Source organism: Staphylococcus sp. HMSC072H03 (assembly GCF_001809305.1).
Classification (GTDB): Bacteria; Bacillota; Bacilli; order Staphylococcales; family Staphylococcaceae; genus Staphylococcus; species Staphylococcus hominis.
Window position 1 is genome coordinate 125429 of the sequence record NZ_KV796900.1, and the last position, 19968, is coordinate 145396.

Consider the following 19968-nt stretch of genomic DNA (forward strand, 5'->3'; position numbering starts at 1 on the left):
AATTAACGTAATAAAACTAAGCGTTAATACAACAATTGTCATGAGGACATGTCAAAGATAAGCATAAAATTAAGGAGGCGCTTATTTATGAATAAAAAAGTTCTTGCAACAGCAATTATTGGAACTGGGGCATTTAGTACAATATTTGCACATCAAGCAGAAGCAGCAACAACTCACACCGTAAAAAGTGGAGAATCATTATGGTCTATTTCAAATCGCTATGGTATAACAATAGCTAAATTAAAATCATTAAATGGTTTGACATCAAATCTTATTTTTCCAAATCAAGTATTAACTGTTTCAGGCTCTAGTTCATCCCATTCTTATAGTAATAACTCAAGCAGTACATATACAGTAAAAAGTGGAGATAGTTTATCATCAATTGCTAGTCGCTATGGTACAACGTACCGCCATATTATGGAATTAAATGGACTTCATAGCTTTTTAATTTTTCCAGGTCAAACATTAAAAGTTTCAGGGACAGCACGTTCGAGTAGCCACACACAAAGTAGCTCAAATTCATCTAGTTCTTCAAGCTACTATACTGTGCGTTACGGTGATTCATTATCGGGCATCGCTTGGAAATATAATACGACATATCAAAATATTATGCGTTTAAATGGGTTAAATAATTTCTTTATTTACCCAGGTCAAACATTACGCGTAAGCGGCACAGCATCATCAAGTAGTAATACAAATAGTACAAGTTCATCATCAAATTATTATTATCATACACCGATTTTTAATCATAGAAATTTATATGATTGGGGTCAATGTACATGGCATGTCTTTAATCGTCGTGCTCAAATCGGTAAAGGTATTAGTACATATTGGTGGAATGCAAATAACTGGGATAATGCAGCTGAAAGAGATGGCTATAGAATTGATTATCATCCTACTGTAGGATCAATTGCTCAATCAGATGCTGGCTACTATGGTCATGTTGCATTTGTAGAACGCGTCAATAGTAATGGAAGTATTTTAGTATCTGAAATGAACTTTAGTGCAGGTCCAGGAATTTTAACATATCGTACAATTCCAGCCTATCAAGTTAGACAATATAAATTTATTCATTAGTAAAAAAATGAAGGAAATGGGACAGAATTCATTTTGAATCCGTCGTCCTACCTTGGCAACGTATCCCTAATTTGCGTTGGACATAGACTTTCTTATTGAAAGTCTTTATGTTGGGAATCCGGGACTAGAATTGAAAAAAGCTTGATACAAGCGTATTTTTACTTCAGTCATCGACTGCCAATATATTAAAAATGCCTAAGACAATTCATTATGTCTTAGGCTCGTTTTTTTATTCGAAATGATAATCTTCTTTCACTTTTCTAAAGCTTGAAGCTAAGCGTGTCACATTAACAATAAATGAGATAAATGATGTGAATTTACGTGGTGATCTCATAGAAACTATAAAATCGAACACAGTACCCGCTGTGCTAAGTGCTAGTGATAGATAAACTAAATTTTTATTTTTTGCACTATATTTAAGTCCATTATATCCATCCACAATAAATCCTGCTGTACTTACTAAACTAGATAAGCGTGAAAGTTTTGATTGTTTTGCCATCATACAAGACCTCCATAAAAATAAAAAACAAATCTGAATGTTATACCACTCATTAAGAATTTGTCCCAATGTTTGTTTTAATGTATGTTAATATCATACTAAATTAAATTATTTTTTTGAAGTGAGAATATTTTAATAAGGATGAATAGAATGATTAAATGTGTATGTTTAGTGGAAGAAACAGAGGACCAAATTTTACTGGTACAAGTGCGTCACAGAGAAAAATATTATTTTCCTGGTGGGAAAATTGATGAAGGTGAAACGCTCTTAGAAGCTATTCAAAGAGAAATTGAAGAAGAACTACAACTTCATTTTTCTCAAGATGATTTTACATATATTGGAAAAGTGATTGGTGAAGCCTATCCTCAACCAAATACTTTGACCGAATTAAATGGATTTAAGGTTAATCGAAGTATTAATTGGAATGAAGTTCAAATTGATAATGAAGTTACTGATATTCGTTGGTTCAATAAATTTGATACACAATATATCGCACCAGCTGTAATTAAGTGGATTGAAACATTTTCAACATAAGTATTGAATAAATAAAACAGTGACATTTGATGCTTTCAATCATTAAATGCCACTGTTTGGTCTTTACTATTTTATATCTTCGTTTAAGGATGAAGTAGTAATGTGGTGATCTGTTTGTTTAAGTTGATGATATTTAATCAACCGAGCACTAACCCAAGCCGTGATAGGAATACTTAACGCGACTGCAATGCCACCTAATAAGATTGAGATAAACTCTTGAGCAAAAATTTTAGAATTTAAAATATGCCCAAATGAATAATGAAGTTGAAAAAACCAAAAGAATAATGTTAATTGTCCACCAAAATAAGCTAAATAAATTGTATTAGCGGAAGTAGCAAGAATTTCTCTGCCCACACGCATACCAGATTGAAATAATTCTTTACGAGAAAGATTAGGATTGGTTTCATTCAACTCATACATTGGTGAACTTATTGTAATCGTTAAATCTATTACAGCAGCGATGACAGCCAACATAATAGTAAAAACAGAGAATTGTAGCATATTTATATCAATATTCATTGAAAATATATAGGTTTCATCTTGTTGTTCTGTAGCAAAACCTTGTAGATGACCAAATTTTACAGATAAATAGACGCCTATGATAAGAAGCACTGTTGTTACTATCGTTCCGATAAATGCGGCTTGTGTTTTGATATTGTAACTATTTAAAATAAAAAGGTTACAAGCAGCAGTCACAAGACAAAAAGTAAAGGCTATTAGGTAGATTGGCATGCCAAACAGAATGAAAACAATACTAATAATAAGAATAATAAAATTTAAAAATAAAGTGAGATAGGAAATGAGTCCTTTTTTACCGCCAAGCAAAACCATTAAAATAAAAAGTAATAGTGCGAGTAAAAAAATTGTAGTCATCGACTTACTCCTTTCCACTTAAATATAGTGACCATAAGTCCTATGGTTATAGGAATGGTCAATACAATACCGATACCACCAGTCAGTGCACGTGTCATTTCTAGAGACCAGTTCATAGATATTGTGTAAGTAAATGTATTCGCATTTTTTAAGTAAATTAATACCATAGCTAGACTACCTGATAAATATGAAAATAATAAGATATTGGTCATGGTACCCATAATATCTTGGCCAATATGACGTCCAGCTAAAACCCAACGAGCCATTGAAATGTGAGGCGTACGCTGGAGAATTTCGTACATTCCACTAGAAATTGTAATGGCTACATCCATCACCGCTCCTAATGTTCCTATAAGAACAGAAGACATAAAGACATCTTTTGGAGGTAGCGTTAAAAAACTCATTGTTTCATATTTGATGCCATTACCACCTGTAAACTGAATTAATAATTCAGTAATCCCTACACATAAAAACGTTCCAGATAAAGTAGCAACTATCGTAACCCAAGTTCGTTTTTGCCACCCAGTTACTAATACTAATGTAAGAATAGTTGATAAAATAATGGCTATACTCATTAATAAAAATAAATTTGTACCTGAAAAAGTATTATGAATGCCTATGGAAACAATAATAAACGCAGTGTTAAATAGTAGAGATAGAATTGATTGTAACCCTACATTTTTGCCTACAATTAAAAGTGTCACGATAAATATGCCTACAATCGCCACAGTAAGGCCATCGCGTTTTTTTTCTAGAATGGTAGCGTCAGATGGACCTTTTTGTATATGTAATAATACTTTTTCGTTTTTAGCAAATTGCTCTGAATCTGCTTGAGATTTTACAAAATGATTATTAACAGTTGTGATCTCGTTTTTATACTTACCGTTTAGAATGCGTATAGTTAATCGTTGATTATATTTTGTGTCAGTATTATGATGCTCGTCTGTGACTTTTTGACCATGACTTGTTTCGATATTTGTGATTTTACCAATAGGTATTTGATAAAATGAAGCATTAAAAAATGTAAAAATAAATAATCCAATCATTATGAAAGTAACAATAATAATTAGACGATGAGTGTTTTTAATTTTAGAAACATGAAGTGTCTTTATATTCATTAAACCTAAACCTCTTTTTAATTATATAATTTACCCCTTTATTGCAATAAAGTAAATATATGCGTGTTCAAAATGATATTCAATCACATGTTATGTGTTAGTGTTCGTTACAAGACCTAGTGATATGTTGAAACTTTATTTAGCAATGTTTGAATGAGATGAAATAGATTAAAGATATCTACTTTTTTATTGTCTTTTTTAAATACCACACAAAATGAACGTTTTAATTCTGTATGTGATAAAGAGATATCCTCTAATTGTTCAGATGAATGATCCAACGATATATAATCAGGTAAGAGTAGATGGCCACGACGTTGTTTTAATAGATACTGACCAAGAGACTTTGTACCTAGTGTATATATAGGTACTTTAATTACAGATTCTAATCGTTTTTTAATAGAATCAGGAAAATCGTGAAGTGTATATAAAGGATTTTTTTCAAATTGTTTAAGTTGTGTTAAGGGCGGATTAAATGATAAGGCAATAGCATCGTCTTTAGGTACGTATAAATGATATGTTTCTTCATATAAAGACGTAATTGAAAGAGTTGAGTTTGCTTGTAGTTCAGGTGTATTCTCAACAATAGCTATATCAATTTTTCCTGAATTTAAATAGTCTACTATCTGAGTATGATTCATTAAACTAGGTATAATGTGACTATCATATTCTCTTTCAAACGTTTGAATAATAGGTGTAATCATATGAGAAGCATAACTTTCTTCAAAACCTAAATTGATATGATGAGCGTTTTTAAGTTGTTCTTGTTGAAAAAGTGCAACTGTTTCATCAAGTTGTTCTAGTATGTGAGTTGCTTGTGTTAGTAACGCTTTACCGTGCGAAGTAAGATATATATTGCGACCTTGTCTATCAAATAATGGGACTTGTAATTCTTTTTCAAGTAAATTGATTTGGCGACTAATTGCAGATTGAGCAATATTAAGTTCCAATGCAGCCTCAGAAATATGTTCACGGCGAGCCACTTCAACAAAGTATCGTAATTGTTTAATTTCCATATTTTACCTCCTTAATCTAAGTATATCGTAAATATTCTAATTATTAGAATGATATCATCTATTTAATATATTGTTCAGATAAATATTTTACATTATATTAATTGTTATTAACAGTAAATTTTCTGAAAATTCTCAAAAGGAGTGGGCATCGTGTTTAAAGATAGACTAAAAAGAGGATTATATGATTACCGTGAGGAACATGATGCATGTGGAATCGGTTTTTATGCCAATATGGATAATTTAAGATCTCACGATATTATTGAAAAGTCATTAGAAATGTTGCGTAGATTAGACCATCGAGGCGGTATTGGAGCTGATGGTATTACTGGTGATGGCGCAGGAATTATGACAGAAATTCCCTTCGAATTTTTTAAAAAACATACTCATTTCGACTTACCTAATGAAGGTGAATATGCGGTAGGTCTTTTTTTCTCTAATCAAAAAGTTTCAGGTACACAGCATGAAACTGTATTTAACCAATACTTTAACGATGAAGGATTGAAAGTAATTGGTTATAGAGATGTACCTGTAGATACACAAGCATTAGCAGAACATGTTGCTTCTACAATGCCTTATGTACAACAAGTGTTTGTAGATTTAAACCAACATGAAACGCCTGTTAAACAGCTTTATTTAGCACGTAAACAAATTGAACAATATGCAGAACGCGAACATTTAGATTTATATTTTACAAGTTTATCTCATAAAACGATTGTCTATAAAGGTTGGTTACGTTCAGATCAAATCAAGACGTTATACCTAGACTTAAACAATGAGGATTATCAATCAAAATTAGGACTTGTTCATTCTAGATTTAGTACGAATACATTCCCTAGTTGGAAACGTGCACATCCTAACCGACTTCTTATGCATAACGGAGAAATTAATACGATTAAAGGTAATGTTAACTGGATGCGTGCTCGTCAACGTCAACTTATTAATACTTTATTTGGTAATGAAAGTGAAAAAATTCAAAATATTGTTGATGAAGACGGAAGCGACTCAGCTATTGTAGATAACGCGTTGGAGTTTTTAAGTTTAGCAATGGAGCCTGAAGAAGCGGCGATGTTACTTATACCAGAGCCATGGTTATATAATAAATCCAATGATGAACATGTACGTGCATTTTATGAATTTTATAGCTATTTAATGGAACCTTGGGATGGCCCAACAATGATTTCATTCTGTAATGGCGATAAAATTGGCGCATTAACGGATCGAAATGGATTACGACCAGGACGCTATACAATCACTAAAGATAATTTTATTGTTTTCTCATCTGAAGTGGGTGTGATTGATGTTCCAGAAGAAAACGTTGCTTTTAAAGGACAATTGAATCCTGGGAAATTATTGCTCGTTGATTTTAACTCTAATAAAGTCATCGAAAATAACGAACTTAAAACTCATATTGCACATAAATATCCTTATAAAGATTGGATTGATCAATACAAGATTGATTTAGAATTAGACGAAGTTCAATATCAACGTCAATTATTAGATGAAGCAACACTGTTTAAAGTACAAAAGCAGTTTGGCTACACTAAGGAAGATATTCATAAATATATGACAGATCTTTTGATAGGAAAAAAAGATCCTATTGGTGCCATGGGGTATGATGCGCCGCTCGCAGTACTAAATGAACGACCAGAATCATTATTTAACTATTTTAAACAACTGTTTGCTCAAGTAACGAATCCACCTATCGATGCTTATCGTGAAAAGATTGTAACAAGTGAGTTATCTTATCTAGGTAGTGAAGGAAATTTACTTCATCCAGAACCGAATGTCTTAAATCGTATACAGCTTACTAAACCAGTTCTTACATTAAATCAATTAGATAAAATTGAACAAAGTAAGTTTAACGTGAAACATTTATCGACCCTGTATCAAGATATTTCACTCGAAGAAGCTTTAAATCATATAGGAGAAGAAGCGATTCAAGCTACAAAAGAAGGTTACACAATTTTAGTGTTAGATGATAGCGCACTTATCAATACAACTCAATCGTTGCATTATGCTATGCCGATGTTATTAGCTGTAAGTCATATTCATCAATTACTTATTAAAGAAGATTTACGTATGAGTACAAGTATTGTTGCTTTATCAGGTGAAACACGTGAAGTGCATCATGTTGCTTGTTTACTTGGATATGGTGCTAATGCAGTCATTCCCTACTTAGCACAACAAACGATTGCTCATTTAACTGATAGTCATCATCTTGAAGGTTCGATTTCTGAAAATGTTGAAACATATACAAATGTTTTATCAGAAGGCGTTATTAAAGTTATGGCTAAAATGGGTATTTCTACCGTTCAAAGTTATCAAGGCGCACAAATATTTGAAGCAGTAGGCTTATCTCAAAATGTGATTGACACTTACTTTACAGGAACACAATCTAAATTATCAGGATTAAGTATTGAACAAATTGATGAAGAAAATAGAAAACGTCAAAGTAATGAAGAAGAATATCTAGCTTCTGGTAGTAACTTCCAATGGCGTCAACAAGGACAACATCATGTATTTAATCCAACCACGATTCATTTATTACAACATGCCTGTCGTGAAAATGATTACGAGCAATTTAAAACATTTACTAATGCTGTGCATGAAAATAGACACGACCATTTACGTGATTTACTAGAATTTAAATCTCAATCATCAATTCCTATTGAGCAAGTAGAATCTGTAGAATCGATTGTAAAACGTTTTAACACAGGTGCTATGAGCTATGGTTCTATTTCTGAGGAAGCACATCAAACTTTAGCAAAAGCGATGAATAAATTAGGAGGAAAAAGCAATAGCGGTGAAGGAGGAGAAAATCCTAAACGATATGTCATTCAAGAAGATGGCAGTTATTTATCAAGTGCGATTAAACAAGTTGCATCAGGACGATTTGGTGTAACTAGTGAGTATTTACAACACGCTAAAGAATTACAAATTAAAGTGGCTCAGGGTGCAAAACCTGGTGAAGGTGGACAACTTCCTGGCACTAAAGTATATCCATGGATTGCTGAAACACGTGGATCTACACCAGGTATTGGGCTTATTTCTCCACCACCACACCATGATATTTATTCAATTGAAGATTTAGCGCAATTGATTCACGATTTGAAAAATGCAAATAAAGATGCTGATATTGCTGTTAAACTTGTATCTAAAACAGGTATAGGAACGATCGCTTCAGGGGTAGCTAAAGCATTTGCAGATAAAATTGTAGTCAGTGGTTATGACGGTGGTACGGGTGCATCTCCTAAAACAAGTATTCAACATGCCGGATTACCATGGGAGCTTGGTTTAGCAGAAACACATCAAACATTAAAGTTAAATGATTTACGTAGCCGTGTACGTTTAGAAACAGACGGTAAGTTATTAACAGGTAGAGATGTAGCATTAGCGTGTGCATTAGGAGCAGAAGAATTTGGTTTTGCAACTGCACCTCTTGTTGTTCTCGGATGTATTATGATGAGAGTGTGTCATAATGATACTTGTCCAGTAGGAATAGCAACGCAAAATAAAGATTTACGTGCGCTTTATAGAGGTAAAGCGGATCATGTTGTCAATTTTATGCATTTCGTCGCTGAAGAATTAAGAGAAGTTCTCGCGGAACTTGGCTTGAAAACAGTCGAAGAACTAGTAGGACGTACTGACTTATTACAACGTTCTCGTCATATTAATCCTAAATCTAAAGCTGCATCACTTGATATTGAGAAATTACTTCATGCAGTTGATGGACCGAACACAAAAGAAATAGCTCAAAATCATCATTTAGATATTGGGTTCGATTTAAATTATTTATATAAAGAGGCAAAACAAAGTATTGAAAATGGTGAAACATTCAAAGGACAATATACAATTAATAATACTCAACGAAATGTTGGTGTAATTACGGGTAGTTATATTACGAAGCAATATGGTAGTAAAGGTTTACCTGAAGAAACGATTATTGCAGAAACGATGGGCCATGCTGGGCAAAGTTTAGGTGCATTTGCTCCTAAAGGACTATTAATACATCATACTGGAGATGCTAATGACTATGTAGGAAAAGGGTTATCTGGTGGAACAGTTGTTGTGAAAGCACCAAAGCATGCTCGTGAAAATGAAATTATTGCAGGTAATGTATGCTTCTATGGAGCCTCTAGTGGTAAAGCCTATATTAATGGTAGTGCTGGAGAACGTTTCTGTATTCGTAATAGTGGTGTTGATGTAGTTGTTGAAGGAATTGGAGATCATGGTTTGGAATATATGACAGGTGGACATGTTGTTATACTTGGTGATGTTGGCAAAAACTTTGGCCAAGGTATGAGTGGTGGAGTATGTTATATCTTCCCAAGTGATATCGAAGCATTTAAAAAAGCGAACCAACTTCCAACATTAGCATTTAAACGCGTGCAACATGATGAAGAAAAGCAGTTACTTAAATCAATGTTAGAAGAACATTATCGTTATACAGAAAGTACAAAAGCTAAAGATATCTTAAATCAATTTGAGAATGTCACTGAACATGTCATAAAAGTAATTCCAAAAGATTATGAATTAATGATGCAAAAAATCGAGTTACAACATCGTCATTTATCAGAAGATAACGAAGCAAAATTAGCTGCATTTTATGATCATCGCACATCGATTGAAAAAGACTTGCAACCAGCTGTGATTTATTAAAGAAAGGAAGGAAAAGTTATGGGTGAGTTTAAAGGGTTTATGAAATATGAGAAACAATCATTAGCAGAATTGTCACTCATTGAACGTTTAGAAGGACACGAAGCGTTCCAACAACGATTTTCTAGAGAAGAAGCCTCTATTCAAGGGGCAAGATGTATGGATTGTGGAACGCCATTTTGTCAAACTGGACTTCCTTTCGGACGAGAAACAATTGGTTGTCCAATAGGAAATTATATACCTGAATGGAATGATTTAGTGTATCATCAAGACTTTAAAGAAGCATACGAACGTCTAAGTGAGACGAATAATTTTCCTGAATTTACAGGACGTATTTGTCCTGCACCATGCGAGCAATCATGTGTTATGAAAATTAATCGTGATTCTGTAGCAATTAAAGGTATCGAACGCACGATTATTGATGAAGCTTATGACAATGGATGGGTAAAACCAAAATATCCAAAAGAACACAAAAATCAGAGCGTGGCAATTGTTGGAAGCGGTCCTGCGGGATTAGCAGCTGCGGAAGAATTAAATCATTTAGGCTATCAAGTTACTGTCTTTGAAAGAGCAGCTGAGCCAGGTGGTTTATTAATGTATGGTATTCCAAATATGAAGTTAGACAAAACTGTGGTTCGACGTAGAATTGAAATCATGCGTGAGGCAGGTATTACTTTCAAGACAAATACTAATATCGGTGTAGATATAACACGTGATGAATTAGAAGAACAATTTGATGCGATTATATTATGTACTGGTGCTCAAAAAGCACGTGACTTGCCTTTAGAAGGTAGAATGGGACAAGGTATTCATTTTGCTATGGATTACCTTACCGAGCAAATGCAAGTTCTAAATGGTGAGATTGAAGAAGCTTCAATTACGGCTAAAGATAAAAATGTAATTGTTATAGGAGCAGGGGATACTGGAGCAGACTGCGTAGCGACTGCTTTACGCGAAAATTGTAAATCTATTGTACAGTTTAACAAGTATACAAAAGCACCAGAAGAAATTACATTTGAAAGTAACACGTCTTGGCCTTTAGCATTACCTGTATTTAAAATGGATTATGCTCATAAAGAATATGAAGCACGATTTGGAAGAGAGCCTCGTGCATATGGCGTTCAAACTATGCGATATGATGTAGATGCGATTGGTAATATTCGCGGTGTTTATACCCAAATTTTGGAAGAAACACCTGAGGGTATGGTAGTGGTTGATGGTACAGAAAGACACTGGCCAGCAGATTTAGTATTATTATCAATCGGATTTGAAGGAACTGAAACAACAGTACCACGATCATTTGATATTAAAACTAAACAAAATAAAATCGTAGCAAATGAGCAGGATTATCGTACAAATCAAGAAAAAGTATTTGCTGCAGGAGATGCACGTCGTGGACAAAGTTTAGTCGTGTGGGCAATTAAAGAAGGACGAGCTGTAGCTAAATCAGTAGATCAATATCTCAAACAAAAAGTTTTAGCATAATAATATAAAAATATTGACTTCCAATGAATAATATTATATGATGGTTATTGTGTTCATTGGAGGAATACCCAAGTCCGGCTGAAGGGATCGGTCTTGAAAACCGACAGGGCCTTAACGGGCCGCGGGGGTTCGAATCCCTCTTCCTCCGCCATTATCATTAAAATCCAAGACTAATCAATATAAAGAAGATAAGCACTCAGTAACTTACTGAGTGCTTATTTTTATGTACTAAATTTTTAAAAAATCAAATCATTTAATGAAAGCCTTTACATAACTTGTCTAGACAAGTTATACTTTGTTTAAGTTAGAAACAAAGGAGTGGACATCGTGGGCGTAAAAAGAAAAGATGTACAAGATATTGTTCAAGCAATAGGTGGAAAAGAAAACGTAGATACTGCTACTCATTGTGTAACGCGATTACGATTAGTTTTGAAAGATGATAATAAAGTAGATAAGGAAGCTTTATCTAATAATACGCTTGTTAAAGGCCAATTTAAAGCTGACAATCAATATCAAATTGTTATTGGTCCTGGTACAGTAGATGAAGTGTATAAACAGTTTGTAAATGAAACCGGTGTAGAAACTGCATCTAAAGATGAAGCAAAAACTGCCGCTGCAAAAAAAGGCAATCCATTACAACGATTAGTAAAATTATTAGGAGATATTTTTATTCCAATTTTGCCAGCACTAGTAACAGCTGGTTTACTTATGGGGATTAATAATCTTTTAACTATGGAAAATTTATTTGGTCCTAAGGCCTTAGTGGAACAACATCATCAATTAGGTGATATTTCTAATATTATTAACGTCATAGCTAGTACAGCATTTATCTTTTTACCAGCTTTAATTGGTTGGAGTAGTATGAAAGTCTTTGGAGGTAGTCCAATTTTAGGATTAGTGTTGGGATTGATATTAATGCATCCTCAACTCGTTTCACAATATGATATAGCTAAGGGTCATATTCCTACATGGAATTTATTTGGTTTAGAAATTAAACAATTAAACTACCAAGGGCAAGTCCTTCCGGTACTTATTGCGGCTTATGTACTTTCTTTAATTGAAAAAGCACTTAATAAAGTCGTGCATGATTCAATTAAGATGCTTGTAGTAGGGCCTGTAGCATTATTAATTACAGGATTCCTATCATTTATTATTATTGGGCCTATAGCATTAGGTATCGGAACAGCGATTACAGGTGCTATACAATTTATTTTTGAACATGCGGGTTGGTTAGGTGGCGCAATTTATGGTTTCTTCTATGCACCACTTGTTATTACTGGGTTACACCATATGTTCTTAGCAGTGGATTTTCAATTGATGGGCAGTTCTTTAAAGGGAACTTATTTATGGCCAATTGTAGCCATTTCTAATATTTGTCAAGGATCAGCTGCATTTGGTGCATGGTTAATTTATAAACGTCGAAAAATGGCAAAAGAAGAAGGATTAGCATTAACATCTGGCGTTTCTGCTTTCTTAGGTGTCACTGAACCAGCTATGTTTGGAGTGAATTTACCTTTAAAAGTACCGTTTTTTGCTGCTATTTGTACATCGGGTGTTTTAGGAGCAGTCATTGGAGCAAATCGAGTACTTGGTAATGTAGGGGTAGGAGGCGTTCCAGCTTTTATTTCAATCCAAAGTAAATATTGGTATATTTATATACTTGTTATCCTATTAGCAATGATTTTGCCAGCAGTATTAACGGTGATTTTTTCTAAATTCACTAAAATTAAAGCTAAAGAAATGGTAGAAAATCCCAATGATATAAAATGAGGGTTATGAACTTTCATTATAAGATGTGAATAATTAATTATTTTGAAAAATATATTTTTAGATAAAGGTGGTATTAATATGATTCAAAACGATTGGCGAAAATCAGTAGTGTATCAAATTTACCCTAAATCTTTTAATGATACGACTGGAGACGGCAAAGGAGATTTGAATGGTATTATTGAAAAATTAGATTACATAAAGTATTTAGGCGTGGACTATATTTGGCTTACACCTATTTATGAATCTCCAATGAATGATAATGGTTACGATATCAGCGATTATTTTAAAATTAATGAAGAGTTTGGAACATTAGATGATTTTAAAAAATTGATTTATGAAGCACATCGTCGAGACTTAAAAGTTATGCTAGACATTGTAATTAATCATACTTCTACGGAACATCATTGGTTTAAGGAAGCAATTCATTCAAAAGATAATCCTTATCGAGATTTTTATTTTTTCAAATCATCAGCAGATGGACCACCAACAAATTGGCAATCTAAATTTGGTGGAAATGCTTGGGAATATGATGAGAAATCTGATGAATACTATCTACACTTATTTGATGTGACACAAGCTGATTTGAATTGGGATAATGAAAAAGTAAGACAAGCACTTTATGAAATGGTAAATTATTGGATTCAATTTGGCGTTGATGGTTTCCGTTTTGATGTAATAAACCTTATTTCTAAAGATGAATTTAAAAATTCAGAAGCCATCGGAAAAGAATTTTACACTGATGGCCCCCGCGTTCACCAATATTTACATGAACTCAACCGTCATACTTTTGGAAATAGAAATATGATGACAGTAGGTGAGATGTCTTCAACAACGATTGACAATTGTATTAAATATACACGTCCTGAGCGTCAAGAATTGAATAGTGTATTTAATTTTCATCATTTAAAAGTGGATTATAAAGATGGTGAAAAGTGGACAAATGAAAAATATGATTTTCTTAAATTGAAGAAAATTTTAATGGAATGGCAAGTAGGTATCCATAATGGTGGTGGATGGAATGCTATTTTTTGGTGTAATCATGACCAACCAAGAGTAGTATCACGATTTGGCGATGACACAAATGAATTGAATCGTCAAGCAAGCGCAAAAATGTTAGCTATTGTGTTGCATATGTTACAAGGGACACCCTATATTTATCAAGGTGAAGAAATTGGCATGACTGACCCTCATTATACATCAATACAAAAATATAGAGATGTAGAATCTCTTAATGCGTATACACATCTAAAAGAAGAAGGGATACCAGAAGAAGAAATTTTGACCATTTTATCCCAAAAATCGCGTGATAATTCGCGTACTCCTATACAATGGAATCAAAATGAAAATGCAGGATTTACATCTGGTACGCCATGGATAGATTTACCTAAGAATATAGATACGATTAATGTTGAAGATGCTATAAGTAATAAAGATTCAGTTTTACATGTATATCGTCAACTTATTAAGTTACGTCATCATCATGATATTATTACTTATGGAGATATTGAACCATTGTATATGGATCATCCACAATTGTTTATTTATCGTCGCAACTATAAAAATGATTCTTGGTTAATTATTGCTAACTTTTCAAATGAAGCTGTTAGGATTCCAGATGATCTTGATATAGTAGGAGATATTATTATTCAGAGTGGTACAATTTTTGATAATAAGATTTCATCATATGGTGCGATAGTAATTAGTAAGTCATATTAAGTGATAGGGTGAAAAAATAAAAATGGTTCAACAAAAATTTGCAGTAATTTATGAAAAGTTAAAAAAAGATATTTCTGAGGGAATATACTTATACGGTGAACAACTACCGTCAGAACGTGAACTTGTAGAAACATATCACTCATCTCGAGAAACGGTAAGAAAAGCACTTGAATTACTTGCAAATGATGGGATGATTCAAAAAATTAAAGGAAAAGGATCGATTGTTATTCAACAAGATATCACTGAATTTCCTTTTTCAGATTTAATTAGCTTTAAAGAAGTTAAAGAAAAGTTAAACTTAAATCATGAAACATATGTCCTTGTAAATGAAATAATAAAGGCGTCTGATGTTCCTTTAGTGAAAGAACAATTGGGTCTAAGAAATAACGACTTATTATGTCATGTAGTAAGAAGTAGAAGTGTAAATGGAAAAGTTAAAATATTAGATGAAGATTATTTTCTAACATCATTAGTTCCTAAAATATCTAATGAAATAGCTAGAAAGTCTATTTATGATTATTTAGAAAAAGAACTTCATTTAGATATTAGCTATTCTAATAAATCAATTACATTTGAACCATTTAAGGATTTTGAATATCAAGTGTTTGGTAAAGTGCACCATCCATATACAGCGACAGTAAGAAGTACCGTTTTTCTTAAAGATACGACGCGATTTCAATATAATGTTTCAAAGCATCTAGCGACAGAGTTTAAGTTTAATGAATTTTCTCGTCGACAAAATAAATAGTAATATTTTTGAATTGGTTTTTAACTTGAATGATTTATAAATAAATATACTATTTTACTTGCAACGTTAATACGTTTTATAGTATTATAAAACTTACCGTGCTAGGTGGGGAGGTAGCGGTTCCCTGTACTCGAAATCCGCTTTATGCGAGACTTAAATCCTTCGTTGAGGGTGTACTTTTGTGAAGTCTGCCCGAAGCACGAGGTGTTTGAAGATTTCGGTCCTATGCAATATGAACCCATGAATCATGTCAGGTCCTGACGGAAGCAGCATTAAGTGGACACTCATATGTGCCGTAGGGTAGCCGAGATTTAGCTATCGACTTCGGTAACGTTTATGATGTACACTCGATTCGAAGGTGCACGGTTATTTAATTTAAAATTAATCATTTCTATAAATAGATATACTTTACGAGTGACTTTAATTTAAAGTCACTCCTTTTTTATATAAACTATAGAAGAACTTAGAATACAGATAAAGATTCTTAAATCATTTAAATAAGTTGTTATCGAACAACTATAAACATCATACTTATATACAGATATTCAAAATAGGCATGTTGAGAAAAACAAACACCCTAAATTATTTTTATAATGAGGGTTATGGGTGTATACACTGATACATTTACTCAATTCATTTAATAGAAATATGATTAGAAACATGTTAATTATAGGGGGAAGTTATGCAAGTTTATTTAAGTACTTTAACTGAAATGGATTATATCGAGACTTTAGAAAAACTTGAAAAACATTATACTAATAACAAAGGTTTAGATGGTAAATCACATAGTAAAATAATTTCTAATTTAAGAAAACAACCTACATATAATTATGAATTAGAAGTTATTGCGAAAAAAGAAGATGGGGACATTATAGGGCACATCATGCTAAATGAAGTGAATCTCATTGATAATGAAGATACATTTAAAGTATTACAATTATCTTCTTTGATTGTAGCAACATCTTATCGAAACCAAGGTATAGGAAAAGCTTTAGTGCAAGCTGTAGAAGAGCGTGCGAAAGCTCATCATTATACTGCTATTATTGTAGATGATTGTCCTGAGTATTTTACAGCGTTAGGTTATGTATCAGCGGCACAACATCATATTATATCGAAAAATGATGATAAGTCTCTTTATGTGAAATTCTTGTGGGATCAATTAAGTGAATATCCACATGGGAAACTACAACCAATATCATAGAAGTATAAAAAATTAATATATCAAAGATATTGCATGATATAATTGATAAGTAATTGTATTGGAGGTGCGACTGTGAATTATCAAGCTTTATATCGAATGTTTAGACCTCAAAGTTTTAATGATGTTGTAGGTCAAGAACATGTCACTAAAACATTGAGAAATGCTATTTCAAAAGGAAAGCAATCTCATGCATATATTTTTAGTGGCCCAAGAGGAACTGGTAAAACAAGTATAGCTAAAGTGTTTGCTAAAGCTATTAACTGTTTAAATCCCCATGATGGTGAACCTTGTAATGAGTGTGCAGTATGTAAAGGCATTACACAAGGAACAAATGGTGACGTTATTGAAATTGATGCTGCTAGTAATAACGGTGTTGATGAAATTAGAAATATTAGAGATAAAGTTAAATACGCACCTAGTGAATCAAAATATAAGGTTTATATTATAGATGAAGTTCATATGCTTACAACAGGTGCTTTTAATGCTTTATTAAAAACATTAGAAGAACCTCCAGCACACGCTATTTTTATTTTAGCAACAACAGAACCGCATAAAATACCACCTACGATTATTTCACGTGCACAACGTTTTGATTTTAAAGCGATTAGTACCGAACAAATTGTCGAACGATTACGTTTTGTTGCACAAGAACAATCACTAGATTATGAGGAAGCGGCATTAGAATTTATTGCTAAAGCATCAGAAGGTGGTATGCGTGATGCATTAAGCATTATGGACCAAGCAATTGCTTTTGGAGATGAGCATCTTACCTTACAAGATGTATTAGACGTAACGGGTAGTGTAGATGAAGCATCGCTTAATGAATTATTTAACGATATCGTTAATGGAAATGTAAAAGAAGCATTTTCTCGTTATCATCACTTTGTATCTGAAGGTAAAGAAGTAAATAGACTTATTAATGATATGATTTATTTCGTAAGAGATACGATTATGAATAAAACAATCAATGAACAAACAAGTTACGATGCCTTAACTCAATTTGATTTAGAAACGTTATATCATATGATAGATATTATAAATGATACGCTCGTTTCTATTAGATTTAGTGTGAATCAGAATGTACACTTTGAAGTGTTATTAGTTAAATTAGCTGAAATGGTGAAAACAAATCCTACGAAAGTAGAAAATGTAGCAACAACGCCTGTTGCTACAGAACCTAATAATGAAGTGTTATTACAAAGAATGGAACAACTTGAAAATGAGTTAAAAACTCTAAAAGCACAAGGTATTTCACAGAGTAATAAAAAGCACACACAAACAAACACACATTCTAGAAATAAACGTCAAAGTAAAGCGGCATTTTCTATGACGCAGATAGCTAAAGTGTTAGATGAAGCAAATAAAGAAGATATTCAACTACTTAAAGAACATTGGCAAGAAGTAATTGATTATGCTAAAAGTAATGATAAAAAATCTTTAGTCAGCTTATTGCAAAACTCAATTCCAGTAGCAGCAAGTAGAAAACGTGTATTAATTCAATTTGATGAAGAAATACATTGTGAAATTGTTAATAAAGATGAAGAAAAAAGGAAAAACATTGAAAACGTCGTTTGTAATATCATTGATAAAAACGTTGAAGTAGTAGGTGTCCCTTCAGATCAATGGATGAGAGTGAGAAGCGAGTATATTAATCATAGAAAACAAAATGATCATCATTCTTCTGAAAGTACAAAAGATAATACTAAAGAGGAAACGTCTGATATTGCTCAAAAAGCGAGAGATTTATTTGGTGAAGATACTGTGAATATTATAGATGAATAATAAAATATATCAGTTTGTTTATAAGGTAAGTTGAATGAGTCATACATGACAATAAATATAAACGTATGTATAATGAAATATAAATTATAATAAAATTAATGTGAAAATTTAAGGAGGAAATGAATGATGCGCGGTGGCGGAAATATGCAACAAATGATGAAGCAAATGCAAAAAATGCAAAAGAAAATGGCACAAGAACAAGAAAAACTTAAAGACGAACGTATTGTAGGAACAGCTGGTGGCGGTATGGTTGCCGTAACTGTAACTGGTCATAAAGAAGTTGTAGATGTAGAAATTAAAGAAGAAGCAGTAGATCCAGATGATATCGAAATGTTACAAGATTTAGTTTTAGCTGCAACAAATGAAGCAATGAATAAAGCAGATAATTTAACGCAAGAACGATTAGGTAAACATACTCAAGGCTTAAATATTCCAGGAATGTAGGTTAAGTATGCATTATCCTGAACCGATTTCAAAACTTATAGATAGTTTTATGAAACTGCCAGGCATTGGTCCCAAGACGGCTCAACGTCTGGCTTTTTATACATTAGACATGAAAGAAGACGATGTCGTAAAATTTGCTAAAGCCTTAGTAGATGTTAAGCGAGAACTTACCTATTGTAGTATTTGCGGTCATATTACTGAAAAAGATCCGTGTTACATTTGTGAAGATAAACAAAGGGATCGTTCAATTATTTGTGTGGTTGAAGATGATAAAGATGTTATTGCAATGGAAAAAATGAGAGAGTATAAAGGCCTTTATCATGTATTACATGGATCTATCTCTCCAATGGATGGTATAGGACCTGAAGATATCAATATACCCACACTTATTGATAGATTAAAAGATGAAGAAGTTAAAGAACTTATATTAGCTATGAATCCAAACTTAGAAGGTGAATCGACCGCCATGTATATTTCAAGACTTGTAAAACCTATTGGAATAAAAGTAACACGTCTTGCACAAGGATTATCAGTTGGTGGCGATTTAGAGTATGCTGATGAAGTAACGCTTTCTAAAGCAATTGCTGGTAGAACCGAAATGTAAATTTTTATGTGCTATTTATAGTAGATGAGTATTGAATAGCGAGGATATTCCGCCTTCAACAATACTAAATCACACTGTAAATAGCTTTTTTTAAAATTATTTTAAAAAATGTAAATTTTTAAAAGTTTGTTTTATGAGATAAAAGTAATGTAAAAAAAGTTATAAACTGAAAGAAAACAACTTTAATATTAACTATTAACAAATTATTTTATATAATGTTCGTGTTTTGTGGGTTAGTCTCTATCTTTCGCTCTTTGTAGTGTAATTTTTACCATTGTACATTTGGGAGAAACCCTGTATAGTATTTATTTGTTGAGCGAAACAAATCAACGAACATTAAACACACAAAAAAATTAATTTAAAAAAGTTGTTGACTTTCATATCGATAGCGAGTATAATTAATTCTTGTGTTGAAGAAATGAACATTGAAAACTGAATGACAATATGT

15 protein-coding genes, 1 tRNA gene and 1 other RNA gene are annotated in these 19968 nt (G+C 32.6%); 13 read left to right on the forward strand and 4 right to left on the reverse strand.

Annotation, left to right across the window (positions count from 1 at the left end; all coding sequences use genetic code 11):
* Positions 1–87: 87 nt before the first annotated feature.
* Positions 88–1077 carry a LysM peptidoglycan-binding domain-containing protein gene (locus tag HMPREF2578_RS08560; RefSeq protein WP_017175195.1) on the forward strand — a complete coding sequence of 330 codons (990 nt, stop codon included), beginning with the start codon at positions 88–90 and terminating at the stop codon, positions 1075–1077.
* Positions 1078–1306: 229 nt separating this feature from the next.
* Here the strand turns inward: HMPREF2578_RS08560 and HMPREF2578_RS08565 are convergent, their stop codons facing one another.
* The gene (locus tag HMPREF2578_RS08565; RefSeq protein ID WP_029376773.1) at positions 1307–1576 is read right to left on the reverse strand and encodes a hypothetical protein; all 270 of its coding nucleotides are present in this window, start codon (positions 1574–1576) and stop codon (positions 1307–1309) included.
* A 150-nt stretch (positions 1577–1726) separates the two neighbouring features.
* Between HMPREF2578_RS08565 and HMPREF2578_RS08570 the strand changes: the two genes are divergently transcribed.
* On the forward strand, positions 1727–2110 hold the full coding sequence (locus HMPREF2578_RS08570) for an NUDIX hydrolase (RefSeq protein ID WP_017175197.1): 384 nt from the start codon (positions 1727–1729) through the stop codon (positions 2108–2110).
* Between the two features lie 66 nt (positions 2111–2176).
* Here the strand turns inward: HMPREF2578_RS08570 and HMPREF2578_RS08575 are convergent, their stop codons facing one another.
* The 3 genes from HMPREF2578_RS08575 to gltC all read right to left on the reverse strand — a co-directional run bounded on the left by HMPREF2578_RS08575 (position 2177) and on the right by gltC (position 5114).
* Entirely contained in the window at positions 2177–2983 is an 807-nt protein-coding gene (locus tag HMPREF2578_RS08575) for a YibE/F family protein (protein ID WP_017175198.1), read from the reverse strand.
* Positions 2980–4101 carry a YibE/F family protein gene (locus tag HMPREF2578_RS08580; protein ID WP_017175199.1) on the reverse strand — a complete coding sequence of 374 codons (1122 nt, stop codon included), beginning with the start codon at positions 4099–4101 and terminating at the stop codon, positions 2980–2982. Before HMPREF2578_RS08580 ends, HMPREF2578_RS08575 begins: the two co-directional genes overlap by 4 nt.
* Positions 4102–4217: 116 nt before the next feature.
* Positions 4218–5114 carry a glutamate biosynthesis transcriptional regulator GltC gene (gltC, locus tag HMPREF2578_RS08585; protein ID WP_017175200.1) on the reverse strand — a complete coding sequence of 299 codons (897 nt, stop codon included), beginning with the start codon at positions 5112–5114 and terminating at the stop codon, positions 4218–4220.
* Between the two features lie 150 nt (positions 5115–5264).
* On the opposite strand from gltC, the gene gltB reads away from it, so the two are divergent.
* The 11 genes from gltB to recR all read left to right on the forward strand — a co-directional run bounded on the left by gltB (position 5265) and on the right by recR (position 19520).
* A complete protein-coding gene (gene gltB / locus HMPREF2578_RS08590) occupies positions 5265–9773 on the forward strand; it encodes a glutamate synthase large subunit (RefSeq protein ID WP_017175201.1) in 4509 nt (1502 codons plus the stop codon).
* Positions 9774–9791: 18 nt separating this feature from the next.
* Positions 9792–11255, forward strand: a complete 1464-nt coding sequence (locus HMPREF2578_RS08595; RefSeq protein WP_017175202.1) for a glutamate synthase subunit beta — start codon at positions 9792–9794, stop codon at positions 11253–11255.
* A gap of 58 nt (positions 11256–11313) precedes the next feature.
* Positions 11314–11406, forward strand: a tRNA-Ser gene (locus HMPREF2578_RS08600).
* A 176-nt stretch (positions 11407–11582) separates the two neighbouring features.
* Positions 11583–13025, forward strand: a complete 1443-nt coding sequence (gene treP, locus HMPREF2578_RS08605) for a PTS system trehalose-specific EIIBC component (protein ID WP_017175203.1) — start codon at positions 11583–11585, stop codon at positions 13023–13025.
* 78 nt (positions 13026–13103) lie between these two features.
* Positions 13104–14741 (forward strand): alpha,alpha-phosphotrehalase, encoded by a 1638-nt coding sequence (gene treC, locus HMPREF2578_RS08610; RefSeq protein WP_017175204.1) that lies wholly within the window; start codon positions 13104–13106, stop codon positions 14739–14741.
* 22 nt (positions 14742–14763) lie between these two features.
* Complete coding sequence (treR, locus tag HMPREF2578_RS08615; protein WP_017175205.1) at positions 14764–15489, forward strand: trehalose operon repressor; 726 nt, start codon at positions 14764–14766, stop codon at positions 15487–15489.
* Positions 15490–15585: 96 nt separating this feature from the next.
* Positions 15586–15855: signal recognition particle sRNA large type (ffs, locus tag HMPREF2578_RS08620), an RNA gene on the forward strand.
* Between the two features lie 316 nt (positions 15856–16171).
* Positions 16172–16690 carry a GNAT family N-acetyltransferase gene (locus HMPREF2578_RS08625; protein WP_017175206.1) on the forward strand — a complete coding sequence of 173 codons (519 nt, stop codon included), beginning with the start codon at positions 16172–16174 and terminating at the stop codon, positions 16688–16690.
* 72 nt (positions 16691–16762) lie between these two features.
* Positions 16763–18472 (forward strand): DNA polymerase III subunit gamma/tau, encoded by a 1710-nt coding sequence (gene dnaX / locus HMPREF2578_RS08630; protein ID WP_017175207.1) that lies wholly within the window; start codon positions 16763–16765, stop codon positions 18470–18472.
* A 126-nt stretch (positions 18473–18598) separates the two neighbouring features.
* On the forward strand, positions 18599–18916 hold the full coding sequence (locus HMPREF2578_RS08635; protein ID WP_002447964.1) for a YbaB/EbfC family nucleoid-associated protein: 318 nt from the start codon (positions 18599–18601) through the stop codon (positions 18914–18916).
* Positions 18917–18923: 7 nt separating this feature from the next.
* The gene (recR, locus tag HMPREF2578_RS08640; RefSeq protein WP_002447967.1) at positions 18924–19520 is read left to right on the forward strand and encodes a recombination mediator RecR; all 597 of its coding nucleotides are present in this window, start codon (positions 18924–18926) and stop codon (positions 19518–19520) included.
* Positions 19521–19968: the final 448 nt, after the last annotated feature.